Source organism: Hyphomicrobium denitrificans 1NES1 (assembly GCF_000230975.2).
Lineage (GTDB): Bacteria > Pseudomonadota > Alphaproteobacteria > Rhizobiales > Hyphomicrobiaceae > Hyphomicrobium_B > Hyphomicrobium_B denitrificans_A.
Genome location: NC_021172.1, coordinates 1935420 through 1961041 on the forward strand (window position 1 = coordinate 1935420; position 25622 = coordinate 1961041).

The 25622-nt window shown below is 57.5% G+C and carries 27 protein-coding genes and 1 tRNA gene; 10 read left to right on the forward strand and 18 right to left on the reverse strand.

The annotated features are described in order from the left end of the window. Positions 1-15: 15 nt before the first annotated feature. On the forward strand, positions 16-417 hold the full coding sequence (locus HYPDE_RS09220) for a hypothetical protein (protein WP_015598161.1): 402 nt from the start codon (positions 16-18) through the stop codon (positions 415-417). Positions 418-827: 410 nt separating this feature from the next. Further along, positions 828-1280: a PRC-barrel domain-containing protein gene (locus tag HYPDE_RS09225; RefSeq protein WP_041320263.1), complete on the forward strand. Its 453-nt coding sequence runs from the start codon at positions 828-830 to the stop codon at positions 1278-1280. A 363-nt stretch (positions 1281-1643) separates the two neighbouring features. On the opposite strand, the gene HYPDE_RS09235 is transcribed toward HYPDE_RS09225, so the two are convergent. Next, positions 1644-1925 (reverse strand): hypothetical protein, encoded by a 282-nt coding sequence (locus HYPDE_RS09235; protein ID WP_244437582.1) that lies wholly within the window; start codon positions 1923-1925, stop codon positions 1644-1646. A 202-nt stretch (positions 1926-2127) separates the two neighbouring features. Here HYPDE_RS09235 and HYPDE_RS09240 point away from each other — a divergent pair, with 202 nt between their 5' ends. Further along, positions 2128-2466: a hypothetical protein gene (locus tag HYPDE_RS09240; RefSeq protein WP_015598165.1), complete on the forward strand. Its 339-nt coding sequence runs from the start codon at positions 2128-2130 to the stop codon at positions 2464-2466. Between the two features lie 103 nt (positions 2467-2569). Here HYPDE_RS09240 and HYPDE_RS19340 read toward each other — a convergent pair whose 3' ends face one another. Further along, positions 2570-3088 carry a hypothetical protein gene (locus tag HYPDE_RS19340; RefSeq protein ID WP_015598166.1) on the reverse strand — a complete coding sequence of 173 codons (519 nt, stop codon included), beginning with the start codon at positions 3086-3088 and terminating at the stop codon, positions 2570-2572. Between the two features lie 166 nt (positions 3089-3254). On the opposite strand from HYPDE_RS19340, the gene HYPDE_RS09250 reads away from it, so the two are divergent. Continuing rightward, positions 3255-4547: an NRAMP family divalent metal transporter gene (locus HYPDE_RS09250; RefSeq protein ID WP_041320269.1), complete on the forward strand. Its 1293-nt coding sequence runs from the start codon at positions 3255-3257 to the stop codon at positions 4545-4547. 17 nt (positions 4548-4564) lie between these two features. Here the strand turns inward: HYPDE_RS09250 and HYPDE_RS09255 are convergent, their stop codons facing one another. Further along, positions 4565-4780 (reverse strand): hypothetical protein, encoded by a 216-nt coding sequence (locus HYPDE_RS09255; RefSeq protein ID WP_015598168.1) that lies wholly within the window; start codon positions 4778-4780, stop codon positions 4565-4567. Between the two features lie 175 nt (positions 4781-4955). Between HYPDE_RS09255 and HYPDE_RS09260 the strand changes: the two genes are divergently transcribed. The 3 genes from HYPDE_RS09260 (at position 4956) to ligD (HYPDE_RS09270) (ending at position 8133) form a co-directional block, all read left to right on the forward strand. Then, positions 4956-5189, forward strand: coding sequence for a hypothetical protein (locus HYPDE_RS09260; protein WP_015598169.1), 234 nt, complete (start codon positions 4956-4958; stop codon positions 5187-5189). A 203-nt stretch (positions 5190-5392) separates the two neighbouring features. Next, positions 5393-7066: a non-homologous end-joining DNA ligase gene (ligD, locus tag HYPDE_RS09265; RefSeq protein WP_041321075.1), complete on the forward strand. Its 1674-nt coding sequence runs from the start codon at positions 5393-5395 to the stop codon at positions 7064-7066. Positions 7067-7083: 17 nt separating this feature from the next. Then, complete coding sequence (gene ligD, locus HYPDE_RS09270) at positions 7084-8133, forward strand: non-homologous end-joining DNA ligase (RefSeq protein ID WP_144061234.1); 1050 nt, start codon at positions 7084-7086, stop codon at positions 8131-8133. Between the two features lie 20 nt (positions 8134-8153). On the opposite strand, the gene HYPDE_RS09275 is transcribed toward ligD (HYPDE_RS09270), so the two are convergent. The 4 genes from HYPDE_RS09275 to HYPDE_RS09290 all read right to left on the reverse strand — a co-directional run bounded on the left by HYPDE_RS09275 (position 8154) and on the right by HYPDE_RS09290 (position 12995). Then, positions 8154-9053: a Ku protein gene (locus tag HYPDE_RS09275; RefSeq protein WP_015598172.1), complete on the reverse strand. Its 900-nt coding sequence runs from the start codon at positions 9051-9053 to the stop codon at positions 8154-8156. Positions 9054-9187: 134 nt separating this feature from the next. After that, complete coding sequence (locus tag HYPDE_RS09280; RefSeq protein ID WP_144061235.1) at positions 9188-9382, reverse strand: hypothetical protein; 195 nt, start codon at positions 9380-9382, stop codon at positions 9188-9190. 172 nt (positions 9383-9554) lie between these two features. Further along, the gene (locus HYPDE_RS09285; RefSeq protein ID WP_015598174.1) at positions 9555-11828 is read right to left on the reverse strand and encodes a sensor domain-containing protein; all 2274 of its coding nucleotides are present in this window, start codon (positions 11826-11828) and stop codon (positions 9555-9557) included. Between the two features lie 216 nt (positions 11829-12044). Continuing rightward, positions 12045-12995 (reverse strand): helix-turn-helix domain-containing protein, encoded by a 951-nt coding sequence (locus tag HYPDE_RS09290; RefSeq protein WP_280109721.1) that lies wholly within the window; start codon positions 12993-12995, stop codon positions 12045-12047. Between the two features lie 328 nt (positions 12996-13323). On the opposite strand from HYPDE_RS09290, the gene eat reads away from it, so the two are divergent. The 3 genes from eat to eutC are packed head-to-tail and all read left to right on the forward strand — an operon-like array spanning position 13324 to position 17011. Then, complete coding sequence (gene eat, locus HYPDE_RS09295) at positions 13324-14733, forward strand: ethanolamine permease (RefSeq protein ID WP_041321076.1); 1410 nt, start codon at positions 13324-13326, stop codon at positions 14731-14733. A 32-nt stretch (positions 14734-14765) separates the two neighbouring features. After that, complete coding sequence (locus HYPDE_RS09300) at positions 14766-16154, forward strand: ethanolamine ammonia-lyase subunit EutB (RefSeq protein WP_015598177.1); 1389 nt, start codon at positions 14766-14768, stop codon at positions 16152-16154. Positions 16155-16168: 14 nt separating this feature from the next. Further along, positions 16169-17011, forward strand: a complete 843-nt coding sequence (gene eutC, locus HYPDE_RS09305) for an ethanolamine ammonia-lyase subunit EutC (protein WP_015598178.1) — start codon at positions 16169-16171, stop codon at positions 17009-17011. A gap of 74 nt (positions 17012-17085) precedes the next feature. Here the strand turns inward: eutC and HYPDE_RS09310 are convergent, their stop codons facing one another. The 11 genes from HYPDE_RS09310 to HYPDE_RS09355 all read right to left on the reverse strand — a co-directional run bounded on the left by HYPDE_RS09310 (position 17086) and on the right by HYPDE_RS09355 (position 25609). Next, positions 17086-17808, reverse strand: coding sequence for a class I SAM-dependent methyltransferase (locus tag HYPDE_RS09310; RefSeq protein ID WP_015598179.1), 723 nt, complete (start codon positions 17806-17808; stop codon positions 17086-17088). Between the two features lie 177 nt (positions 17809-17985). Then, a complete protein-coding gene (locus tag HYPDE_RS18470; RefSeq protein WP_081625106.1) occupies positions 17986-20010 on the reverse strand; it encodes a glycosyltransferase in 2025 nt (674 codons plus the stop codon). A gap of 437 nt (positions 20011-20447) precedes the next feature. Next, positions 20448-20804 (reverse strand): carboxymuconolactone decarboxylase family protein, encoded by a 357-nt coding sequence (locus HYPDE_RS09320; RefSeq protein WP_015598182.1) that lies wholly within the window; start codon positions 20802-20804, stop codon positions 20448-20450. Positions 20805-21108: 304 nt separating this feature from the next. Next, positions 21109-21471, reverse strand: coding sequence for a DUF488 domain-containing protein (locus HYPDE_RS09325; protein ID WP_015598183.1), 363 nt, complete (start codon positions 21469-21471; stop codon positions 21109-21111). A 157-nt stretch (positions 21472-21628) separates the two neighbouring features. Beyond that, positions 21629-22222: a uracil-DNA glycosylase family protein gene (locus HYPDE_RS09330; RefSeq protein ID WP_015598184.1), complete on the reverse strand. Its 594-nt coding sequence runs from the start codon at positions 22220-22222 to the stop codon at positions 21629-21631. A 144-nt stretch (positions 22223-22366) separates the two neighbouring features. Beyond that, complete coding sequence (locus HYPDE_RS09335) at positions 22367-22597, reverse strand: hypothetical protein (protein ID WP_015598185.1); 231 nt, start codon at positions 22595-22597, stop codon at positions 22367-22369. After that, positions 22594-22923 (reverse strand): metal-sulfur cluster assembly factor, encoded by a 330-nt coding sequence (locus HYPDE_RS09340; RefSeq protein ID WP_015598186.1) that lies wholly within the window; start codon positions 22921-22923, stop codon positions 22594-22596. The genes HYPDE_RS09335 and HYPDE_RS09340 overlap by 4 nt, the downstream gene beginning before the upstream one ends. Continuing rightward, positions 22920-23453: a DUF2249 domain-containing protein gene (locus tag HYPDE_RS09345; protein WP_015598187.1), complete on the reverse strand. Its 534-nt coding sequence runs from the start codon at positions 23451-23453 to the stop codon at positions 22920-22922. Before HYPDE_RS09345 ends, HYPDE_RS09340 begins: the two co-directional genes overlap by 4 nt. A 19-nt stretch (positions 23454-23472) precedes the next feature. Then, on the reverse strand, positions 23473-24819 hold the full coding sequence (locus tag HYPDE_RS09350; protein ID WP_041320277.1) for a hypothetical protein: 1347 nt from the start codon (positions 24817-24819) through the stop codon (positions 23473-23475). A gap of 66 nt (positions 24820-24885) precedes the next feature. Next, a complete protein-coding gene (locus HYPDE_RS18775) occupies positions 24886-25146 on the reverse strand; it encodes a DUF2249 domain-containing protein (protein ID WP_081625107.1) in 261 nt (86 codons plus the stop codon). Positions 25147-25532: 386 nt separating this feature from the next. Further along, positions 25533-25609: transfer RNA gene (locus tag HYPDE_RS09355), tRNA-Arg, on the reverse strand. Positions 25610-25622: the final 13 nt, after the last annotated feature.

Genomic DNA, 25622 nt, shown 5'->3' on the forward strand with positions numbered 1-25622 from the left:
GGAATACGAAACCCGATGACTTACGTCGATCACCACACCGGAAATGTGGGCATCGCTCAGAACCAGCACTATTTCCCGCACGTCCGTTCCGGCATTGCCGCATTCCGGAATTTGCTTACAGGCGCCTTTTCGGCGTTGTCGTCATTCCTTGCATACCTTGCGACTGCGCACGGTCCGACACCCTCAGCGTCGGCGCTAATCTACGGCGGCATCGCCACTGCCGGCGCCATTTTTTACGAAGCATGGAATGTGAACTCTGCCGCCGCAGGATATCCGAGCCGCGGACTTCTTTGCGAGCGGGGATGCCTGCGCCGGTTTGCCAGCGACCTTCACCTCAAGACCCTCGACGAAATCCGGCTGCACCAGGGCATGTTCGACCGGCGCTTTAAATACCGATACGTCACCGGACCAGGGTGAGAGTAGATTTCTCCGGTCCGGCTTACGAGAATACCTCCCGAGTCCCTTTGAAATCCCTGTCGTAACTTGGAGCGCTGAACCTTGGTTCGGCGCTTTTTCTTTTTTCATGCCGATCATTTGGATGAGAATGCAGCGCCCCGCTTCGGCCGTCTCCTTTGCATGTTTTGGTTCGCATGCCATGTGCGCATTTCCATTGCTGCGAACGGCTGTCCTTAGGCGCTTGAACGCATTTCAAGGCGATATCGAAGTGCTTGTTAAACCGTGCGAACCCTACGCCAGTTCCTCCTCTTTTCCGGGAACCCTCCGTGCAGCGAGGAGTTTGATCGCAAGGCATGAAGGCCGTGCGAGCGGGTGGATACGGTGTCCGTCCGGCAGCGCAGACCTTCGCTCACAAATGGAGAGGACATCGAATGAACCTCAAAGGTCTTTTGACAGTGGCCGCTGTGCCTGCATTGGCAACGGTTGCGTATGCTCAGACCGTGGCGCCCCCTTCCCCGTCGAACACTCCGCAGGCAACGAGTCCCGCCCCAACGGCAACAACACCGAACGATGCGATGGCCCCGCAATGGTATGCGCATCAGCAGGGTGAATGGCGCACCAGCAAGCTCGTCGGCTCAAAGGTGCAAAACAAGGCCGGCGACTCGATCGGCGACATCAACGAAATCATTCTTGCAAACGACGGGTCGGCCGCTGCCGCCGTGATCGGCGTCGGCGGCTTCCTCGGCATGGGCGAGCACCAGGTCGCGGTGCAGTTCAAGTCGCTGAAGCTCGATCGCGACTCGAATGGCAACGACGTCATTACGCTCGACACGACGAAGGACGCGCTGAAGAAGGCTCCGGAGTGGACGTGGCAGAGTAGCTAAGAAGGTTTGCTAACGACACCTACGGCGGCCGTCGCAAAGCAGTCTGAGCGGCGGCGGCTTCCTTGGCCTCGGAAAAAGCAGTTACGTCTCGTGGACGTCACTTAAGTGGGGCCTCGATCTCCACGAATACGTGACAGGCCTAACCGAAGAACAGTTGAAGATGTCCCCGGACCTCGATCCCTTGTCGTTGAGAAACCGGGAAATCGAGCAAAGGCTTCACGCGAACTATGGCGCTCCAGGCTATTGGGATCTCGAAACGCGCCACAACTAAGGAACGTAAGGAACGCGACAGGAGAAAAATTTGGCATCCGCGGACCGACGGTTCGCAGATGCCTTTCTTATCCGAACAGGGAAGACAGGGTTTCAAATCTTGGTCGGAGCCGATCCAAATCCATCACGCACGGTATTCTGAGGATCGAGCATCATCAGAGCTCTATTGACCTCATCGAGAAGCGGAGGCTCGCCGCCGCCCATATTCTCATCCGTCGCCCGTTGAAGAGCTCGCGCGTCCAACTCCCAGCGCTTCAGAATGTCGATCTTCTGCTCTCGTGAGAGACCCGGACACGCCACGACCTCAAGCGGAAAATCGAATATCGATGCCGGACTCGTCATGGCATTCGCGAGCTCCTGGTTTGTAAGGGTCACCGATTCCGTCTTCATACTGAGCATCCTGATGCGTAGTTCCCGCCTTGTGCAAACGCCAAGACACGAGACGAGTTCCTCCGGTCACGCCCGGCCATCGGCATCTCGGCGATTGCGTGCGCCGAATGGCAACACAATTTTTTCGGAACCAAGCTTCCAAACGACGGGTTTTCACAGCTTGAGCAGCAGAAAAAGGAGATGATGAATGAATATTTTGAAAGCCGCGGCTGCGGCGGCAGCATTGGCGGCGTTCGGTTCCGCCGGCGCGATGGCGCAGGACACTTATAAAAACACGGACACAATTCAAAAGCCGCCTGCCATGGCTCCCTCCCCTGCCCCGTCCAAGACGGCGCCATCGAGCGAGGGCATGAGCACGGGTGAAGGAGGCGTCGATTCGCCGGCAGGAATTCCTGCTGATCCGAACACCAATCAGAATGTTCAGCCGGGCCCCTCGACTGTAACTCCGAACGATCCGGCGGCTGGTTCCAATTCCGGCGCAAGGGCTCCGACTGCTCCGCCAAAAGCTGGTACGCCCAGTCCGTAACGGAGATGAATGAAATCATAAAAGGAAAGGTTCCGAGCTTTTGCCCGGAACCTTTTTATTTGTCGTCTTTATCGAGATCGGCACGCGCAGACGTCACGCGTTCTCAGTACTCGCATTCGCGGTAACGGCGCCACCAATACGGACTGCCCGTGCTGAGCGCCCGCCGATAGAGCCACCCGCAATCGTCGCCGTAGTAGCCGTAATCGTCATAGTACCCATAATCATAGAAATACGGTGCGCCGATGATGATTCGCCGTCCACGATGATGGTGGTGACCACCATGGTGTCGCCCACCGCTCCAGCCCGCGATCGGACCGCGGCGAGAGTAGCCGCGATAGCTGCGCATCCCGCGCCCGGCGCTGAAGTTTCGTCCCGCGCTGACCGAGGGTCCGCTGCGGAACGAGCGTCCACCAACACTACCGCCGCGAAAACCGCCGAAGTTCCCTCCTCCGAAGCTGCGTCCCCCACCGCCGCCGTGGAAACCCCCTCCGCCGAACCCGCCGCCACCGTGGAACCCTCCTCCACCGAACCCGCCGCCACCCATAGGCCTCGCCTCGGCGACGGCGCCGCCCAGCGCCAGGAGCAAGAGCGCCCCCGACGCGATAACAATTTTCCTGAACATTGATTTGGCTCCTAACCAACTTCCTGACCTGCACATATTCAACAAACGATAAAATTCAACGGCCCGTTCCCGTTTTGCACCCCGGCTGGCCGGGGCACACGCGGTCCGGAACAAGGCGGATCGGCGGGCGTTTCAACTCCCGCGCTTCATAGCTCGATGGTGCCCCATGGTAGTGCCTGACGCTGAAAAAAGTCCGGCCGTCGAGCCGAGCAAGCCTCGCATATTCAAGGTCCTGGGACCCGGGTTGATCACCGGGGCCTCCGACGATGATCCAAGCGGCATTGCAACATACTCGCAGGCCGGGGCGCTTTTCGGGTTCGGATTGCTCTGGACGATGGTGCTTGCTTATCCGCTGATGGCGGCCGTGCAGGAGATCAGCGCCAGGATCGGCCGCACCACCGGCAAGGGTCTCGCCGGAAACATCATCCCACATTATCCGCCGCTGATCGTCTACGGGCTGGTCGGCCTGCTGTTCATGGCGAACATCATCAATATCGGCGCCAATCTCGGCGCTATGGGCGACGCAGTCGCGCTGCTCGTTGGCGGGCCAAAACTTGTCTATGTCGCCGCGTTCGGAATCCTCTGCACGTTGATGCAAGTTTTCATGACGTACACACGCTATGTTGCCGTTTTAAAATGGCTGACAATTGCGCTGCTTTCGTACATCGCGACGATGTTCGTCATCGACATTCCATGGGGCGACGTCGCGAAGGGTTTGGTCGTGCCAAATTTCTCTTCCAACCCAAACTACTGGCAGACCATCGTCGCGATATTCGGAACGACGATCAGTCCCTACCTCTTCTTCTGGCAGGCATCGCAGGAGGTCGAAGACATCCACGAGATTCCGCGCCGCGAACCGCTCTTGAAGCGCCCGCATCAGGCGCCCGCTGCCGAAGAGCGCATCCGCATCGACACGCTCGTCGGAATGGCGTTTTCGAACGTCGTTGCAATCTCGATCATCATCACCGTCGGAGCAACGCTGCATCCGGCTGGCACCACGGACATTCAAAGTTCCGCCCAGGCAGCCGAAGCCTTGAAGCCTATCGGCGGTTCGCTTGCCTTCGTCCTCTTCGCGCTCGGGATCATCGGAACGGGGCTGCTGTCCATTCCCGTGCTCGCCGGCTCAGCCGCTTACGCATTCGGCGAAGCGCTCAAGTGGAAGGTCGGACTATCCCTCGATCCAACGGAAGGAAAGGCGTTCTATGGGATGATCGCGCTCTCGACAGTGGTCGGCATTGCGATCAACTTTTCGGGAATGAATCCTATCAAGGCGCTCTATTACAGCGCCGTGATCAATGGGCTTGTCGCCGTCCCGATCATAGTGATCATGATGCTGATCGCAACGGACGCCGAGATAATGGGTCGATTCAAGGTCCGCGGCTGCCTCGGCTATCTCGGCTGGGCGACTGCCATCGTGATGGCTTTAGCTAGTTTCGCGATGGTCGTTCAAGCGCTGTAAATGCGCGCGATCAGACGTCAGTTTTCCTCGAAATCGAGCAAGCCATAATCCTGCGATCTTAAGGGTTTCACCGCGCCTTCCTCCTGTTTCACATGAAGGCCGACGTTCAGAAGCTGTCGTATCGCGGCGGCACGGCTGGGCATGCGCTGTTGAAAACGCCAATCGTCGATTGCTGCGAGTTCTTCGTCACTAAGCATAATCTGGAGACGCGTCTCACGAGACAGCCCGTTCATGGCTCGGTCCCTACCCTTATGACTAAAACATCACCAATTACTCATTCGACAGCCAAACTCGCATTGATGTAATATGTTCCTACTCCCCGTTGATCTCGTAGTTGGGACTTCGCGGATTTCTAATCCGGCGTGTCCATGCATTATGACTCATGCGATTATTGCGCGAGTGATGACAATGTCCCCAGGGTTTAATGTCTTCGGGCCAGAAGACCTCGAACGCGCCGAAAGTGTCCTCGATGAAGTCTGGACTTTGCTGCCGGACGATGTGCGCAACGGTCCAAGTGCCGTCGTCCTGCGTGAGCGTTTGGCTCGGCACGTTCTCGCGGCCATGACCAACAGCCGCGCCGATCGCGATGAACTCAAAGCCTCGGTGATGAGAGCTGGCGCGGCGGCTTGGCTTCGCGCGTGAACGGGTGCCTCACGGAACCCTCGACTGCAGCCCGTCGTTCATTAATCAGACGCATGTACCAACGTGTGTCAGGCACCGAGAGGTGCTGGGCCGTCCGGGAGCCTTAACGACTCCCCGGCGGCTTTCTTTGTATTTGAGGCATGCACTGGCGGCAGGCGCAACGCACGGCTAAGCTCTTGAAGCTTTTCGCGGAGACCTTACGGATGGCCACCAAGCAGCTTTCCGAATATCGCGCCAAGCGCGATTTCACCAAGACGGCGGAGCCGAGCGGATCGGCAGCGATCCGCCCGGCCAAGCATCGCCGGTTCGTCATCCAGAAGCACGACGCAACGCGATTGCACTACGATTTGCGGCTGGAACTCGGCGGCGTCTTCAAGTCATGGGCGGTCACAAAGGGGCCGTCGCTCGATCCGAAAGTGAAGCGCCTCGCCGTTGAAGTCGAAGACCATCCGCTCGATTACGGCGACTTCGAGGGCACGATTCCGAAAGGACAGTATGGCGGCGGCACCGTCATGGTCTGGGATCGCGGATATTGGGCGCCGCTCGGTGAGGAGAGTCCCGAGCAGCAATTGCGCAAGGGCGATCTGAAATTCGTTCTCGTCGGCGATAAGCTCGAAGGCAGCTGGGTGCTCGTGCGTATCAAGAATGACCGTGCGGGAAACAAGCGTACGAACTGGCTTTTGATCAAGCATCGCGATCAGACCGCGAGGCCCGGAGATGGAGACAGCATTCTTTCGGAGGATCGTTCGGTCGCATCGAACCGGACGATGAATGACATCGCGGCCGGACGAGGCAAAGGCCCGGAGCCATTCATCCTGAAGCGGCGTGCAGCGGCCAAGCCAGATGCCGTGTGGAATTCAAACCGCGCCGACGGACACACGGAGCGGGACGATAAGGAGCCTCCCCCGCTACGCCGCATGCCCGTGCGCAAGAGCGCAAAATCGGCGAAGTCCAACGACAGAAAAAGCGATCCTGCACCAAACACCGTTTGCGGAATCACGATCTCAAATCCAGACAAGGAGATGTGGCCCGCTGCCGATGGCGCCGCCGTTTCGAAGCTCGATCTTGCGCGCTATCTCGAAACGGTCGGACCCTGGATGCTCGATCACATCAAGGGCAGACCCTGCTCCGTCATCCGCGCGCCGGACGGCATCAAAGGCGAGACGTTCTTTCAGCGCCATGCCATGCGCGGCATATCAGACGAGATCGATATCGTCCGCATCTCCGGAGACCGCGAACCTTATATCGAAGTCAACAGCGTCGATGGTCTCGTGGCACTTGGGCAGATCGCAGCGCTGGAATTCCATCCGTGGAATTGCGAACCGTTCGACCCCGATGTGCCGGGCCGCTTGGTATTCGATCTCGATCCAGGGCTGGACGTCGAATTCGCGCGCGTGGTCGATGCCGCCAACGAGTTGCGCGAGCGCTTGGAGAACGTCGGCCTCGTTTCTTTCTGCAAAACGACGGGCGGCAAGGGCCTGCACGTCGTGACACGGTTAAAGCCACGCCGCGGCGACGGTATCGGCTGGAAGGAAGCGAAAATGTTCGCCGGTGCGCTTTGTCAGCAAATGGCCGCGGACGATCCCAGCGCCTACGTAATCAAAATGACGAAGAAGCTGCGCAAGGGGCGTATTTTTCTGGACTACCTCCGCAACGATCGCATGGCGACCGCCGTCGCGCCGTTGTCGCCACGCGCCCGGCCTGGGGCAACCGTCTCAATGCCGTTGACATGGACCCAGGTTCGCAAGGGTCTCGATCCCAAGCGCTTTACCGTGCACACCGTTCCTGACCTGATCGCGAAATCCAAGGCGTGGGAAGATTACGCCTCCTCCGGCCGACCGCTCGGGGCTGCGATCAAATCGCTGCTCGGCCGGTGACGCGCAGAAGGTCGGTCATGACTCCCCGCGCGCGCACCACGGCGGCGCGGGTGACGGCGAAACCGCGGAGCCGTGCACTCTCGCCGAGCTCGCTCGCGGCCGCCGTCAGGGGCCCGCTTCCAGATTTCGTCGAGCCGTGTCTTGCGACGCTCGTCGCGGCGCCCCCCGAGGGCGACGACTGGGTGCACGAGATCAAGTTCGACGGTTATCGCATTCAAGCCCGCATCGACGGCGATAACGTGCGGCTCATTACGCGAGGCGGGCTCGACTGGACCGAGCGATTCGGCGCAGTTCCGGCGCTCTTGCGGAAACTACATTGCGACAAGGCGCTGATCGACGGAGAGCTGGTCGTGGAAGATAGCTCGGGGCATTCGAGCTTCACGGAACTGGCGGCGGCGCTGAAAGGCGGACGTTCGGAACGCTTCGTCTTTCAATGTTTCGATCTTCTGCATCTCGACGGCTTCAATCTGATGCCCGCTGCACTGATCGACCGCAAAGATCTCCTTCGCCAATTGCTCGCGGATCAAGCGTCGCCGGAAATCCGCTATAGCGAGCACCTCTCGGGTAACGGGGCCCGCATGCTGAGAGAGGCCTGCCACTTGGGTCTTGAAGGCCTTGTCTCCAAACGCGCCGACAGGCCGTACCGCTCGGGCCGCCACGACGAATGGCTGAAGAGCAAGTGCATCCAGATCGACGAATTCGTCGTCATTGGTTACGTCGTCTCGAATATGTCGGCGGGTGCGGTCGGCGCGCTCGTTGTTGGGTATTTCGAACGGAAACGCCTGATGTATGCCGGGCGCGTCGGAACGGGCTTCACGCAGCAAACGGCCGCCGCACTGATGCGCGAGCTGAAGCCACTAAAGACCGCCGCACCTCCATTCGCGTCGCAATTGACGGGCGTGCAACGGAAAGGCGTTATTTGGGTCGAGCCGGTTGTCGTCGCGCAAATCGAATACCGCGCCTGGACGGCGGACAACCTGTTGCGACACGCCGCCTTCAAGGGGCTACGCGAAGACAAGCCGGCAGCCGAAGTCCGGCGCCCACTTATCAAATCCCCAAAGAGCTGACGCAAGACAACGCGCCGCGCTTAACCGCGTGCGCGGCTTTTTGTTTTTGGCCGCGCCTTGCTGCGTTTCGCCGGTTCGCGCTTCTGATGAGACGCTGCCGTTTTCGCCGGTGAACGTCCGCTCTTTGCCGGAGTCTTTCCTGTAGAGCGGCGAAGGGCGTCCATGAAATCGATGACCGTGCCGCCTGCAGGACGCTCATCGCCACCGCCGATTTCCGTCGACTCTCCGCCCTCGACCTTATCTTTGACAAGCTTGCGAAGCGCTTCGGCGTAATGGTTCTTGAAATCGCCGGGATCGAATTTTTGCGTGCGCTCATCGATGAGTTGCTTCGCCATTTCAATCAGCTCGGGTCGTAGCTTGCCCCTGCCGATATCGGCGAAGACCTCGTCAGCATCCCTCACCTCGTTGGCATAACGCAGCGTTTCGACCATCAAACCCTCGCCGCTCGGCTTCATCGCGATCAGGTTTTCGCGGCCGCGCATCGTCAATTGCCCGACGCCGTACTTCTTCGATGATTTCAGCGCATCGCGGATGATGCGATAGCCTTCCTCCGCAACGTCGCCATCCGGAAGCACGTAATAGGGATTGTCGAAATAAAGCGGATCGATCGAGCACGCATCGACGAATTCGGTCAGCTCGATCGTGTGCCGCGTCGACAGCTTGAGCTTATCAAGCTCGTCGGGCTCGAACAGCACGTAGCTGCCGTCGTCGAGCTCATAGCCTTGCACGATGTCGGATTGCGGTACGACCTTGCCGGTCTCGCCCGCCACCTTCTGATAGCGGATGCGCTGCTTCGATTTGCGATCGACCTGGTGCAGCGCGATCTTGTCTTCAGACGCCGTCGCACTGACGAGCCGGATCGGGATGGTGACAAGCGCCAGGCGAAGATGCCCCTTCCAGAAGGACCGCGCGGTGGCCATGGCTTACTCCCTGGAACGCGATACGATGAGAGGACTTATAGCACGGGAACGCTGCAAAATCCCCGGGTTCGTCAAACACGGCAGCCCTTTAATAGGTTCCGTTAATAGGTTCCGTTTAACGGCGCCTGGTCTCGTTACTTCGGAGCGGTAACCGCGACCCAATGATACCGGTGCTTCAGCGTGCGCCGGTACGCCTCCGCCTCCTGCCTCGTTGCAAACGTCATCGCCAGATCGACGTCCGACACCCCGCTGTTGGAGGCGCCCAGATAGATTTCCTGAACGCCGGAATAAATAACGTCCGGCTTGCGCTCGACCAGCATCCATTTCATCGCCAGGTTCTTTAATTGTTACCGGTCCCGGCGCGACCATCGGCCGAGATTTAAAGCGGAGTTTAGCCGTTTGGCTCCAGGGAGGAATCCCAAATCTGCGGTATGCGGAAGGATCTTAACCACGCCACCGGCGGCATTGCAGTTCGCTTGCGGTGATTGCGGGTCCCGCCGGTCAGCCGAGGGCGTGCGCCGCGGGTCGGCGCACCGCAAGATCGCCGGCCACGAAATTTGAGATTTCCTCCGCCGAGCGCGGGGGGGAAAAATAGAAGCCCTGGAAACTGCCGCAACCCATGCTCTGCAACAGGACAAACTGATCGTAGTTCTCGACGCCCTCGGCAGTCACGCGCAATCCCAGGCTCTGCCCGAGTTGAATAATGGCCTGTACGATCGACAAGCTATTGTTGTTTTCGTGCATGTCCTGGACGAAGGAGCGATCGATTTTCAAGCGATCGATCGGGAACGCCTTGAGATGGGTCAGCGATGCGTAACCGGTTCCAAAATCGTCGAGCGCGACCTCGACGCCCAAGGCATTGATACGATGCATCGTCTCCGCAACGTTCGTCACGCTGGCGCCGAGGAAAACGCGCTCGGTCACCTCGATGCATAGCTTGCTTGCAGGCACATGATAGCGCCCAAGGGTTGCCTGCAGGCGCGTCGCAAGACACCCGAAAGAAAAGTCCGCAGACAGTACATTGACGGCAATCCGGCCGAATTCCCTGCCTTCCGACATCCATGTCGCTGCCTGGCGAATCGCCATCTCGATGACGTAGCTGCCGACGGAGGCCGCAAGCCTCGGGTCTTCCAGCACCTCTTCGAAGTTGCCTGGGGCGAGCAGGCCGTGCACAGGGTGCTCCCAACGCAGCAATGCCTCGAACGACACAGGTTTCGTCGGATCGATTGGAACGACGGGCATGAAGTGCAGGATGAATTGACCGGCCTCCAGCGCGTGTCGTGCTTCCTGCTGCAATTCCACCCTTCTGCGTAGCGCGCTTCGCATGTCGGGGACAAAGTGGACGACGCGGTCGCGCCCGTCCGATTTGGCGCGATAAAGCGCAAGATCGGCATTCTTCAGGAGATCGCCGGCGGTTGTTGCATCGTTCGGGAACTTGGTGACGCCGACGCTGACCGTGCAGTTCCGGCGTGTGCCGCCGATCGCAAGCGGTTCCTCCAACGCCTCCCGCATGACATCAAAGGCAGCCGTAATTTCCGGGTCTTCTCCGCGTATCAGGACGGCGAACTCATCGCCTCCCAACCGCGCGATCTTGCCAACTCCGCTCAACGCATCGTTCAGGCGCGATGCCAACTGCTTCAGCATCTGATCGCCGACATCGTGGCCGAGCGTGTCGTTGACCTCCTTCAACCGATCAATATCGAGGAGTGCAACGGCGAACTGTGCGTTGCTCGATTGCGAAAACTGAATTTCGTTGTGGATGAGCTCGTTGAAGGACAACCGGTTCGGCAGCGACGTCAGAACGTCGAGGTTCGCAAGTCGCCAGAGCTTGTCGCGAATCTTGTTCCGCTCGGAGATTTCTTCCGTCATCATCATCATGCCGCCGATGCTCTGATCGGGGAGATACCAGGGGCGGACTTCCCAGCGGATGATGTTCTCGCGACCGTCCGCGCGGACGAATTTTTCTTCTTCGCAGTATTCCGTTGCGCCCGCCAGAACGCGTTGATGCTTGCGCTTCCAGTGCTCTGGAATTTCGGGAAAGACTTCGTAGTGGCAGCGTCCCGTAAGGTCTGCAGTTCCGAGATTGTAATCCGCTAGCCATCGGTCCGTATACGCGACGTAGCGCATCTCTTTGTCGAACATCGCAACCGCTGCCGGTGCATGCTTGATGAAGGCTTTCAGCCGAGAGTTTGCCTCCTTCAATGCTTGTTCCGCGTGGCGCTTATCGGTGATGTCGACGCCAACCGTCGTGAGCGATTGCAGGTTGCCTTGCGCATCCCAGAACGGCACGACGATCGCGCTCATCCATACGAGCGATCCATCCTTTGCCTGGTCGCAGAATTCGCCGCTCCAGGACTTTCCAACCCGAACCGAAGCCCACATTTCGGAAAGCGATGAGGTCTCATAGTGGCCGACGCGAAGACGATGTCTCGGCAGTTTGGACAGTTCCTGAAGTGTGTAGCCAATGCGCGCAAGGTATTTTGTATTTGCATCTATGAGCCGGCCATGCCGATCGGACTTCAGCACGTAGAAAAACTGCTCGATGGTTTCGTCATAAGATCCACGCTGCCGCGTGCTGCCGGGTACACCGTTCGTCCGGACAAACAAAAGACCGGCGATCGAAACCGAAAGGCAGATGACGGCAGCCGCGACGAGAACGGCCCAATTAGATACGCCCGTTAAGGCGTAGATGAGAAGGCCCTGCGCCGCGCACAAGCCGATAATCAACAAATTGCCCAGATTTCCAAGCGGTCTAGCTGTAAACGGAGCCGTCATGCCTAGGAACGCTTCTTAACGCGAAAGCGGAAAGCGTACAGCATAAGACAAAATGCTAAACGGTCGACGAATGCGGCTCACATTTCGCCATGGCGAGCCGTTCCGTGGCGCTCGCGGACATAAAGGCGAGCCCCAAAATCGATCTCACCCGTGAATTTGGCACGGTCAATTCGCGGCTTACTGGTGTGGCGATTGAGGCATGATATCCCTTGCCTCTCATCGATCGACTTGGTCGCCCGTGCCGTGGTAGCGGCGGAATGCTTCCGACGGCAACTCCCCGAACATCGTGTTATAGTCGCGCGCAAAGCGGCCGAAATGCCAGAAGCCCCAGAGCGTCGCCGCCTCCGTTACCGAATGCGCAGTCTTGATCGCGCGTCGCGCGCCGTTCATCCGTACAGCCCGTATATAGGCCGATGGCTTTACCCCGAGCGTATCTTGAAACGATTGCTGAAGGGCGCGCCGGCTCACTCCAAGTTCTCGGCACAGATCGGCGATGCATGTGAAGTCTTGCGACCATTCGGAAATCAGGTCACGGGCGTCGCGAACGATCAGAGCCCGCTTTGCCGGCGGGACGTCGAATCTTTCGCGATAGCCGTGGGCGAGGCCACTGGCGACAGCGGCGATCACATCGCGCGACATCGACGACAGGCGAACGGGATCGTGCGCCGAACCGGCAGGCTCCGCGACGATCTCGCAAACATCCGAGAAGATATCGAGCATACGTTTCAGCGCGCCGAGATCCGCAAAGCGCAAGTGAGGCCTTGCAAGGGAGGGCATGATTTCTTCAAGCTCATCGCTTGTCAGAGCGCTGCGCAGATCACGCTCGTCCAGAATGAAGCCAACGATATCCAATCCCCGCGGCGAGAAGAATTCGAACTGATCGTTGCCCGAGAAGACGTGCAGCTGCCGGCCATCGCACAATCGCCCGCAAAAGGTTGCGTTTCCCCGTAGCGAAACCGGCGCGCCGACGGCGATGGTCCCTTCGGGGAGCGACCCCGTTTGCTGCAATGAATTGCTGGTGACTTCCCGGAACAGCTGAACGCGATCGATCTGAGTTTCGAGGAGCGATCCACTGAAGCGACCCGCCGAAATCTGCTCGTAGGTTTGATTCCACCCGCGCAACAGAGCCGCCTGCTCGTCGATGTCGGATGTGCTGGCCGCGTGCACGAATGCCGTCTCACCCGGGGGCGGGGCTATCTGAACACTGTTGCTATCCGTCAGCAATTCCATGCTGCGATGCGAACCAGTTCATCAGAGGCCAACGTGCCGCCCATAAGACCTACGTCGTACGAAGCGCACGCGTGCCGAAAGTGGATAGCCGACACAATAGCGTAAAATTACCGTCGCGCCACCAGGGCCGAGGGTGCAGTCGATTCATTTGGTATCGACACACATGCACGGCCCTCGCAACTCGCAGCGGCAGCGGCCCATCCAGGCCGCATCGGCCGATGCGCCTTTGAGACTGAAAATTATAAGAACATTCAAGAGGATCGGGATGGACACGACGGGTCATAGCGGAGTCGAATACGACAAGGTCGGTAATGAGTATTTTGAGAAGCGGCAGTTGAAGCGCGGAGCAGCTGGGTGGTTGCTGCTCGTCGGCCTCGGGGTCGCCTACGTCATCTCGGGCGATTACGCAGGCTGGAACTTCGGCCTCGCCCAAGGCGGATGGGGCGGACTTTTCGTTGCCTCGCTGCTGATGGCGACGATGTATACATGCATGTGTTTCGCGCTTGCCGAGCTCGCCACGATTGCTCCGACGGCCGGCGGCGGCTACGGCTTTGCGCGGCGTGCGTTCGGTCCGTGGGGCGGCTTCCTATGCGGCATCGCCATCCTGATCGAGTACGCCATCGCGCCGGCCGCAATCGCCGTCTTCATCGGCGCCTATTGCAACTCTTTGTTCGGGATCGACGGCTGGGTCGTTTATCTAGCCTTTTACGTCGTATTTCTCGGTATCCATCTCTACGGCGCAGGCGAAGCGCTGCGGCTCATCTTTGCGATCACCGCGCTCGCGGTCGTGGCGCTCGTCGTCTTCCTGATTGCGATGGTCCCGCACTTCGATGCCAACAACCTCTTCGACATTCCCGTCACCGATGCAGCCGGCGCAAGTCCGTTCCTGCCTTTCGGTTACATCGGCATCTGGGCGGCCATTCCCTATGCGATCTGGTTTTTCCTGGCTATCGAGGGCGTGCCGCTCGCGGCCGAGGAAACGAGCGATCCGAAACGCGACCTGCCGCGCGGACTGATCGGAGGCATCCTGGTGCTGCTCGCCTGCTGCGCCCTGATTCTGACGTTCGGACCGGGCGGCGCCGGTGCGGACGCACTGAAAGCTTCAGGCAATCCGCTCGTCGAAGCGCTCGAGTCCGCCAAAGTCTACGGCGGTCCGACATGGGTTAGCCGCTTCGTCAATTTCGTCGGCCTCGCCGGCCTGATCGCGAGCTTCTTCTCGATCATCTTCGGCTATTCGCGACTGGTGTTCGCGATGTCTCGCGCCGGTTATCTGCCGCGGGCGCTGTCGCTGACGAGCGCGCGCAAGACGCCCTATGTGGCGCTGATCGTGCCCGGCATCATCGGCTTCTTGCTTTCGCTCAGCGGGCAAGGTGATCTTCTGATCTTGATTGCGGTCTTCGGAGCAACGATTTCTTATGTGATGATGATGGCGTCGCATATCGCTCTGCGCATCCAGGAGCCCAACCTCGAACGGCCGTACAGGACGCCGGGCGGCATCCTCACGTCCGGCGTCGCGCTTATTCTTGCGTGTGTCGCCGTGGTCGCTGGATTCCTCGTCGATCCGCGCGTGGTGATCGGCGCGGCCGTCGTCTACGCGATCTTCATTGCCTACTTTGGCCTCTACAGCCGCCATCATCTCGTGGCAGCGGCTCCGGGCGAGGACGAAATTTTCTAACACAATCGAACCCCTAAAACGGCGAGTGCCACATGAGCTATTCTCATTCCATCGGTGGACACCGGTTCAGTTTCGAGAACCTCAAAGTCCTCATGGCGAAAGCCACACCTGCACGATCCGGAGACTATCTCGCCGGAGTCGCGGCAGGCGACGATGAGGAACGCGTGGCGGCTCAGATGGCGCTCGCCAATGTTCCGCTCAAGGAATTTCTCGTCGATCATCTCATTCCCTACGAGATCGACGAGGTTACACGCCTCATCATCGACGACCATAATGCGAAGGCATTCGCGCCGGTTTCGCATTTGACCGTCGGAGCATTCCGCGATTGGCTTCTTTCCGACGAGGCGACGGAACGCTCTCTGGCGGCCCTCGCTCCAGGTTTGACGCCGGAGATGGTTGCTGCGGTTTCCAAAATCTGCCGCGTTCAGGACATGGTCCTGATCGCGCAGAAATGCCGTGTCGTAACCAAGTTCCGCAACACCATCGGGCTGAAGGGGCGGCTTTCGACGCGTCTTCAACCGAACCATCCGACCGACGATCCGACCGGCATCGCCGCCAGCATCGTCGACGGCCTTATGTACGGCAACGGCGATGCCGTGATCGGCATCAATCCCGCGACCGATAGCACCGCTGCCGTCACGACGCTGATCGAAATGCTGCACGAGATCATCCAACGCTACAACATCCCGACGCAGTCGTGCGTTCTGACGCACGTGACGACGAGCATCGCCGCCATCAACAAGGGCGCTCCCGTCGACCTCGTGTTCCAGTCGATTGCGGGAACTGAAGCGGCCAACGGCAGCTTCGGTATCAATCTCGCGACGCTCAATGAGGGTTACGAGGCTGCCCAGAGTCTGCAGCGAGGTACAGTCGGCAACAACGCCATGTATTTCGAGACAGGACAGGGCAGCGCGCTGTCGGCCAATGCCCATCACGGAATCGATCAGCAGACGCTCGAAGCGCGAGCCTATGCGGTTGCGAGAAAATTCCACCCGCTGCTCGTCAATACCGTCGTCGGCTTCATCGGGCCCGAATACCTCTACGACGGCCGACAGATCATTCGCGCAGGACTAGAAGATCATTTCTGCGGCAAGCTTTTGGGCGTGCCGATGGGTTGCGACATCTGCTATACGAACCATGCCGAAGCCGATCAGAACGATATGGATACCCTGCTGACGCTGCTCGCCGTTGCGGGGATCACGTTCATCATGGGTATTCCGGGATCGGACGACATCATGTTGAATTATCAGACGACGTCGTTCCACGACGCGCTTTATGTCCGCAAGGCACTGGGACTGAAGCCATCACCGGAATTCGAAGAATGGCTGTTGAACGTCGGCATTTTCCAGAGCGGTGATGCCTTGAGGCTGGCCGACACGCTGCCAAAGCCATTTCAACGCGCACTTTCACATCTTCACTGAGGTCAAGCACGGCCATGTCGGATGAAATGAAGCCCGTAGTCGTCGCGAATCCGTGGAGCAAGCTCCGACAGTACACCCCGGCGCGTATCGCGCTCGGGCGTGCCGGCACGAGCCTTCCCACGAAGCCGCATCTAGAATTTCAGCTTGCTCATGCGCGCGCGCGCAACGCAGTCCATCATGAACTCGATACCGCGGCGCTTGAAACCACTCTCAAAACGCGCGGGCATGAAACGCAGGTCCTTCACAGCGCAGCCGAGAACCGGCCGATGTATTTACAGAGGCCGGACAAAGGCCGCCGCCTCGACGACGCGTCACGCAAACAACTGGGCGACATGGCGCCGCGCACCGGCAGCTACGACGTTGCCTTCGTAATCGGCGACGGGCTTTCTTCTTTTGCGATCGAAGAGAACGCCGCTCCATTTCTGGACGCGATCCTGCCGCCGCTCGTCAAAGAAGGTTGGCGCATTGCTCCCCTCGTTATCATCCGCGAAGCGCGGGTCGCAGTCGGCGATGAAATCGGGCAACTGCTCGGCGCCAGAATGGTCGTGGTTTTGATCGGCGAGCGTCCGGGGCTCAGCTCCCCCGACAGCATGGGAATCTATATGACGTTGAATCCCCGTGTCGGGCTGACGGACGAAGCGCGCAACTGCATCTCGAACGTCAGGCGCGAGGGATTGGATTATGACGGCGCCGCGCACAAGCTGTTCTATCTGATGACTGAAGCGCGCAAGCGCGGTCTTTCCGGCGTACACCTCAAGGACGAAGCCGAAACGGTGCAAGGAGCCGTTTCAGGGTCGAACAAGAGCTTTTTGATTGAACCTAATGATCCAATGCCAAATTCATCTCGCGAGCGCTGAGCACCGGATGTCTCCCGTTGGGACTTTGGGCACGTGAGCGCTCCTCTTCACGTCGAGGACGTAAGGGGAATTCGCTATTTCAAAATCAGTTCGATCGCCCCCTTCTCGGCAGGCATCTTATGCGCCTCCAACGTCGGATAAATCTTCTTCCAAAGATCGGGTAATTGCTTTTCATCCGCCCGCTTCGTGTCGTCCAAAAAAATGACCCCGCCTGGCACCAAATATTTCAAAAGCTCCGGCCCAGCAGGATATCTTGCAAGCGGGTTCAGACCGCCGAACGGACCGTCGACGACGAGCATGTCAACCTTTGCCGGCAGCGTCGCGAAAGAAAGATCATACCAATTGAAATCGTGACTAAACGGCCCATAGCGGAAGGTCTTGAGATTGCAACTGATGACACTCACGCTCTGATCGAGCTTGCGCGAAGTTAGTTCTGCGCGAACCTTGTCGGCGCAGTCCGGTATATTCTCAATGGAAGTCACGCTTCCCCCATAAGACTCGACAAGATATCCCATGATAATGGTGGAACTCCCGCACCCGCACTCCAAAATGACCCGCGGCCGATGTTCCAGGATATGCTCGGAAACCATTCTGAGAAAATCAGGAGACGCCGCCCACCCTCGCATCTTGGGAAGAACGCTCTTCCCGTCCAGCAACCGATAGAGCGCCGCCAGGCCCTCATTCTGAGACCATAGATCGTCCAAAGCCCTCTTCATTGTCTTCTCGAAGTTATCGAGTTTCGACTCGAGAGCCAAAAGTCGCGTTTCCAGTTGCGCAAGGTCCTGGCGGTCCGTCATCTAGTCAGCCTCAATGTTTGCTTCGCAGGATCTTTGCGCGCTAACGAAGGTTATATGCGGGCAAAAATATCTTTCATCCTCCAACGTAAACGACGAAGCGGCAGACGACGAAATCGCGTGGTGGGCGCGTTGCAGATTACTCCGGAGAGGCCCAGGGCCTTTCCTCGACCCCGGCCCCTAGCAATTGGGCGCACGCGCGTTCAACGGTGAGGAGCGGGAGAGTGCACGGACGATCCAGAACTTATTGGTGGCGGCTAAACGACGCCGAATCCTCCTGTCGTCCTTGATGCGAAGCGCGTCTCTGAGCTTCCGCCGCGCACGTTTGTACTCGCGCTGCGTGATGTGGTGCTCGGCACTGTCGACTAGATCATTGATTTGTCTTTCTTGCTCGGCGGTCAGACGGTCCAGGGCGGCGCGCGCGGAGTTTTTCATAACTTGGATGAGGTGAAACTCCATCGACTCCTTTGGTACCTTCAGTCCTGAAACCTCTTTTTCACTGAGCGTGAAGAAAATATTCACCGCATAATAAAACATGCCTGATATCTGACGGTTTATAGCACCAAGCACATCGGACCGTGCTCCGTCAGCAAGTTTCATCATTTCCACTGCGTTGATCAAATAACTCAGGCAACCGTGTGCATCCTTTTTCTTCGTCATCGTTGATCCAGGACGAACGCGGCGATGAAAAAAAGTTGAATTCATGTGCCCGACACGGCGCGCCTGCAAGATAACCTGCAAAGAGAAGAGATTATCTTCATGGATTATTCCTTCATAAAACCGAGCGTTTTTCTTTCTAAGGAATTCAGTGCTAATCATTTGAAGACACGGAGAAACCTTATAATCTCCCTTATTGACCATCTGCACGAGCATTGATGGCCCTTCTAATATGTCCGGATATTCGGCCTTTCGGGGATAATAAGTGCTATAGTGGCCATAAGTGTTACGCAGCTCCTCTGTATCGAAGAACGCGGCTCCATTGAAGTAGATAATATCGAGATCGTTGGAATTTGCCGATTCGTAGAGGGCATTAAGCGTGTTCCGATCTAATAAGTCATCGCCATCCATAAAGTAGATATATTTACCCCGCGCGCGCGCAATCCCGGCGTTCCTCGCAGCCGATTGTCCCTTATTTTCCTGCTGAAGAACCATCAGACGCTTGTCGCGCCTGCTATAGGCCTCCAGCACCGCCGACGACCGATCCGTCGAACCGTCATTTATGCAGATAACCTCGATATCCTCGAGCGTTTGAAATAAAACGTCATCCAAGCATGCCGGCAAATAACTCTCGATATTATAAACCGGGATGATAACAGAAACGGCAGGGGCAACACTGGCGTCAGGTCGATTTTTCTTAGCCCATGGCGACTCGTAATAATACCGATACCACTCCTCCGCCAAAGGAACGTCGGCATAACGCCATGGTTTGTCTTTCGACGAAAAATGCACAATGCACGAGGTCGCCAGCACTTCGTCAAGATTTGCATAGTCGGTGCCGAATAGATTGTTAATGTCGGCGATACTGAATTTCTTTTTCGCCCGCACGAGGTTGCAACACAAACAATTATATTTTATCGACAGGTACTTAACTCGGCCATCAAAAACGATATTAAATGCATTCTGATCGAGTAAAGACCCATCGCAATTTTCTTTTTTTGCTTTAATCAGAAGCTCGGTCACATTCGACCGCCGCATCTCCTTCAAATCTAAAAGCATAACTCCGGAATTAAAATAGTTTCCAACTCTCCGCACCCACTCGTGCTTGAAATAAATTTGACCGCTGTCGCTGATAACGCCAGCGACGTATCCGTCTATATCACTGAAAAATAAATCCGATAGATCGTCTCTGACAATGAGATCGCCGTCGAGATACAATACGCGATCATGATGCGGCAGGAGTTCAGGCAAAGCGAACTTCAATAGCGCGGCTGGCGTCGCGGCCGCAAAGGAGCCTTCCTTCGCCTTGTGCAGCGTTTCAAAACTTCTTCCCGGACGAATGATTTGAACGCCGAATGAAGCGTCGGCCATGCTCGACATGAGGCGTTCATTCTCTTCGGAGATATTATCTCCGATTATTGTCAGAGAATAGTTCGTTCCCTCGCGCTTGTTTTTTTTGAGCGAGGTCATGGTAACGCTTGTTGGCAACACAAAATTGTTATCCGAGATCATTGCGATCCGGACAATGGGCCGAGGACCACTAGTCATTTCACCCGTTCTCTAGCTGGATCTTTAGTATCGCCACCGATCGCAACCGGCTTTTGCTCCCTTCGCTACTTCTGGCGATCCCCCCTTTCAGTGCATGACATTGCTCATAAATTAGCCCTAGGCAAGTTGTATTGCCCGGGTCGTCCCGTAGTCAATAACCCTACCTCCATGCGTCCCAACGCGCTGTCGCGCGAATAAAATGCGTCTTTGGTCGCGTCGGATTGCAGGCAGTTTCGGAGTGATATCTCTGCCGGAACGCAGCATGGCTTTTCCAGTCGACTCACCGCCAGCGATCATCTCTGGAAGAGCGACGTCACCCCGTCCTTCCACGACGGGCAGGCTCTACCTCAAGGCCATCCGGCTGGGATCAAACTCTGCGGAAAATTCTGGCGACAGACTCTGCTGCGAGGCATCGCCGCCAGTCCGATGCCAATCGACTACGTGCGAACCTCTGGCGGAACCGTAGGCACTTTTGTCATCTCGTCGAGCGCCAAAACGGAATGCGCGTAAGCGCCACCGGCGCGCATTTCTGCTGCAATCCAGATCGCCTCGATCAGCTCCTTTTCCGTTGCGCCAGATCGTAACGCAGCCTTCGTGTGACCCTTTATGCAATAGGGACACTGGGTGACGTGTGCCACCGCAACCGCAATGATTTGCTTGATCTTTGCCGGCAATGCACCGCTGGCAAATACCTGCCGGCTGAATGCCTGAAAGGCGGCTTCGGTTTCCGGCGATAACTCCTTCCGTTTCTTCGAGAGATCATGCACTTGCGTCGGATAAATTGAGTCGGACATATCTATCTCCTTTGACAGCGCAGAATAACCGGCTTGCAATCAGCATAAGGACCGCCCTTCTGCAACGATAAGAGACTGGCCTAGAGCGCCGATCAGTTTAGCGGTCGCTGCGGCGAATAAATTGAATATAGGATTGGAATTGAGCAATAACACTCTGAGCGAATACGGATCCGATATTCAATTCATCGACATAGATGCGCGGGAATTTCCAAGTAAACGCATCAACGTTGCGCATGCCAACCTGCTTAAGCGTGCCTGCACCAAACCGCGCTCCTCCTCAAATTCCGCGCAAGGCGGCAGAGCTTCAATGAGCCGACTTACGCCCCATCAACACGTTTTGCAGAACCAAAGCTTGGTTATGCTCGGTATCTTTGGCGCCATAGACGAGAGTGATGCGCTCCTTTTGAGCGCGGGCCCTGAGTTCATTCAATTTTTCGCTAAGCTGGCGTAATTCAGCGCGATATCTTTCTTGGAAAGTCTTCCACCGCGCCGGGTCGTGGTTGAACCATTTGCGCAGCTCCGTCGATGGGGCAATGTCCTTCATCCAGAGGTCGATCCGTGCATCGTGCTTACTGAGCCCCCGCGGCCAAATTCGATCCACAAGCACCCTACAGCCATCCGCTTTTTGTGGCGGCTCGTAGACGCGTTTTATCTGAACGTATTCCATGGCTTTCTCTTGTGTTTGACGCGCTCCGCTATCGCTCTTTCGTCTTCGTCTCCGTATATGTGGCAAACACTGCAGCTTAATCAAGAAAGCGAGTGGCAAAAACAATCGCCATTCAGAGGCTGATGGGACTACGAATGCCATGTGAACGGCACGGAAGTCAGCAACACTTCCGCACTGCCTTCCGAAGCTCAGGAATTACGTCAGCTTCAAACCACGGATTTTTACGCATCCAGATCGTGCTGCGCCAGCTTGGATGCGGCAATGGAAAGACATGCGGCCCATGCGTCGAAAACGCCTTGACGGTTTCGGTGACGGAAGACTTTCCACCCAAATCCAAATAGTACCGATGCGCGTATTGACCGACCAGAAGCGTAAGCCGAACGTCAGGAAGATGCCTCAACAGGCGTTCATGCCAAAAGGGGGCACACTCTGGCCTCGGCGGATTATCGCCACCCGATTTTCCGACGCCAGGATAACAAAATCCCATTGGAAGCAAAGCAACCTTCGTTGCATCGAAAAAAGTTTCGCAGTCGATTCCAAGCCAATCACGCAGCCGGTCGCCGCTCGTGTCGTTCCATGGCACACCGGTCAGATGGACTTTCCTCCCCGGTGCCTGACCGACGATCAAAAGTCGTGCCGTGCTTCCGAGTTGCACGACGGGCCGGGGGCCGAGCGGCAACTGCGCCTCGCAAATCCGGCAAGCATGCACGTCGCGCAAAGCTTTTGCCAAGGATCCGGAATTTCTCTGCATCAGAAAACTAAGCTTGAACGCTCACAAGTCAAATCGATTGCGATTATATTCCGACAGCTCCCAGATCTCATAAATCAAAAAAACCGGCCGACCGCCCACAAGCCTCAATCGCGACATTTGAGTTCGCCGACACCGCTGCAATGCTCACGCATCTTCTATCGATACGTATTTCGCCGTGCGATGCAGGAAGGCGTTGAAGCGTCGCCAACCGGCTTGATCCCGGCCACGCAGCGCAGCACAGGCTTTGCCCGCCAAACGGCAAGCTGTCTCGGCCTGATCTGCCGCCATGAGCGCTTCAAGGCTGGACAACAAAACATCGACCAACGGAGTTGGCGATCCTGTCTGCACATCAGACGTGGCCGTTTCCGATGTCACCAGCCGGCCCCGATACCAAGATGCTCCTTTGCATCGTCGCTCATCATGGACGGCTCCCAAGGCGGATCGTATGTCAACTCGACCTCCACGGCCTGAATAGACGGCACCGTTTCCGCGGCAGCCCGCGCGCCTTCCACAAGATAGTTGGTCGCCGGACACCCGCGTGTCGTCGTCGTCATCATGATGTGGGCAATGCCACTATCTGCGACCGCCACGTCGTAGACCAATCCCAGGTCGACGATATTGTATCCGAGTTCCGGGTCGATCACGGAGTGCAGGACGTCCTTGACCTGTTCGCCAATATTCTCCGCCGTTTCCATGGTCATGCGGCGCTCCCGCTATGCTCACCTATGCGCACCAGCACCTTGTAGGTTTTGCCGTCCGGTTCGAAGCCGCCGCGCCAGCTATGTCCGCGCTTCGCCAACTCGGGAAACAAAAATAGCGGTTCGCGGCAAAGCAAGGCCGACAACACCTCACCGGGCTGCATGGACTCGGTCGTTGCGAGAATTCGTACCAGTGGTTCAGGCGGATCGAGATCACGGTTGTCGAGATGCGTCATGGGTTCCGGCCATGGGCTGTCGGGGCCGGCTGCAGCACTGGCCGGGTTTTCATTTTTGGAGGGCGCACCGGAGGGCGAGAACAACACCTCCCATTCTCCACCGTCGAGTTCCTTTGCCTCGTGCGTGAAGCCCTTCGAGTCAAGCACGTGCAGAAGCGGCGTCGGCTTGAATGTCGCAAAAAGTCGGAGGCCTTGACCCGGCCCCAGCGCATTCACCGCTTCCATGATTTTTTCGAAGGGCTCGCCGCCCGCGCGCAAAATCGGCCGAACATCGACATCCACGAACGTTGTCTGCATGATCGCTTTCCTTTCAGGCTTATGGGGCACGTGAGAACAGAAGTCTTGGTTTGCGAACGCCATCCGGCAAACGCAGAGCCGCCTTGACGTCGACCAGTCTGCGAGACATCACGAGCTGAACGACAATTCCGATTGTCGCGATAAGCATCGCGGCAGCAGCTCCGCGGAATGCCATGGGAGCTTCGAGAAACAGAGCCGCTGTCGCTGCCCAAACTGCAAAAAAGTAAAGTACGAACCACTTGATGGCGCGATTTTCAGTCACGAGATCCTGCACGCGCGGCGTCGGCGCTTTGCCGATGATAGGTCCATAACATTCAAGCCACGTCAGAAACGGTATGATCTTGTAAAGCTTGGAAAGACCCAGACCCGTTAGCCATCCGAAAGCGACAAGGAATACGACAGCGGCGACGTGGTGTTCAAATTTACCGGCGCCGAGAAGTACGATGATCAACGTCGTGGCCATCGCAAGGTTCACAAGCGCCAAGCCCGCCATCCGGCTGTTCAGCTCGATCTTGCGCCGCTTGCGCGCGCGATAGAGGAAAAGAACATCTCGCCCGTAAAGAACGACAGCGAGAAGCCCCAACAATCCAGCCGCGCCCAGGACGGCGGCGAGGTTGCCACCGGCAAAGATCGCCACCACTCCCCCGACAACGGCAACCGCCAATGCTACGGCTCCGGAATAAAGGGCACCGCGAGCCGTTGGTCCGTCAAGATCGGGAGCCAGCATGAACATGGCCAGGAGGCGATAGCTCACGCCTATTGCCGTGCACGTTAGCCACCCTCCAAGCCCTGCTGCGATGTGAATGGGCAGACCCAAGGACGCAATATTGAGCAGAGTACCGTTGCTGGTTCCGCCGAGCACTAGAGCAAATGTGGCGCCGAGCGACACGGTCGCCGCAGCACTGAAAAGCCCAACGACAACGAAACGCGCGGGAAGCGGCAAAGGACGCGCGGCCCACAGCGTACGTCCAAGGTTCCACAAGACGAGTGCGAAGCCCAGCGAGAGCAACGCTGCGGCCACCGGAAAATAGGAAAATTCAAGATCGATCTCTCCTCCTAGTTTCAGGAAGCCGAGAAGCAGAACGATGAGACCGGCGACAAGACATCCTAAAGTCGGCAACGGCAGTGAACTATCGTGAAGCGGGCTGGCCACGAGAACCGGTACGAATTGGAAAAGAGCCCCACACATCAGAAGGCTCAACCAGCCGATTGAAATGATATGGACCAGGGCGAGCGTTTCAGGCGCGCCTGCCGCCACCGCTGGATAGCCGAAGCCCGCCGCCATAAGGCACTCAGCCACAAGCAGCGCGACTAATGCCACGGCAAAATATGTCATTGTCCAGCGGGAAAGCGCGACCCCAACCATCGCCAAATCCCTTCGCATGATCGGCGCCGACACCATGGTCGACGCCGAAGAACTTCTATTTTTGCGTCACACCGCCTTCGAAATTCTGCCAATCTCGACGCGCCACACCGAAGGTCCCTTTTCGACATACGTCCAAGAGAACTGCTTCGGATGCTCGGCCTCGAGTTGATAATAAAGGGGCTTGGGATCGTGATCATTGACCAGTACGAACGAGGCGCCTGGGGCCAATGCGTCAACGAGCTGGAAGATTTTCTCATGTCGTTTGATCGGAATCAGTTGACGTACATCAATCTCGTTTTGAGTTGAGCTAGCGGTTTGCTCAGACATGTCCCACTCCTCTTCTTGGCGGGGTTTAATCACGACCGCGCCGGCCTTTATGCCGAGTCTCGCCGTCGTGCGTGATGCAGGTTTGAAGTGTGTCTTTAAACATGCATTGTCAATGCATGTTTACGTGAACACGGGCGCGACACTTCGATCTCATGATCAGCGACGGGCTGATCGGAGACCGGAGGATGCAGCAAAGACGCTGTCCGAGGGCGATACGGCGGGTGACATTTAATTGGTGGGGCTATGAGGCACTGGAGCCTCCAACCCCGCTGATCAGAAGGCGAACTGAGTATTCAAGCGCAAGGAGGGTTTGAACCTGCGTCCCCGTGAAAAATCGGGCACTTTAGCATCTTCCATGTTTGTGAGTGTGAAACGCTTAGAAACATTGGCGATCCCGGCAGGATTCGAACCTGCGACCCTCTGCTTAGAAGGCAGATGCTCTATCCAACTGAGCTACGGGATCATCGTTGGTGCAG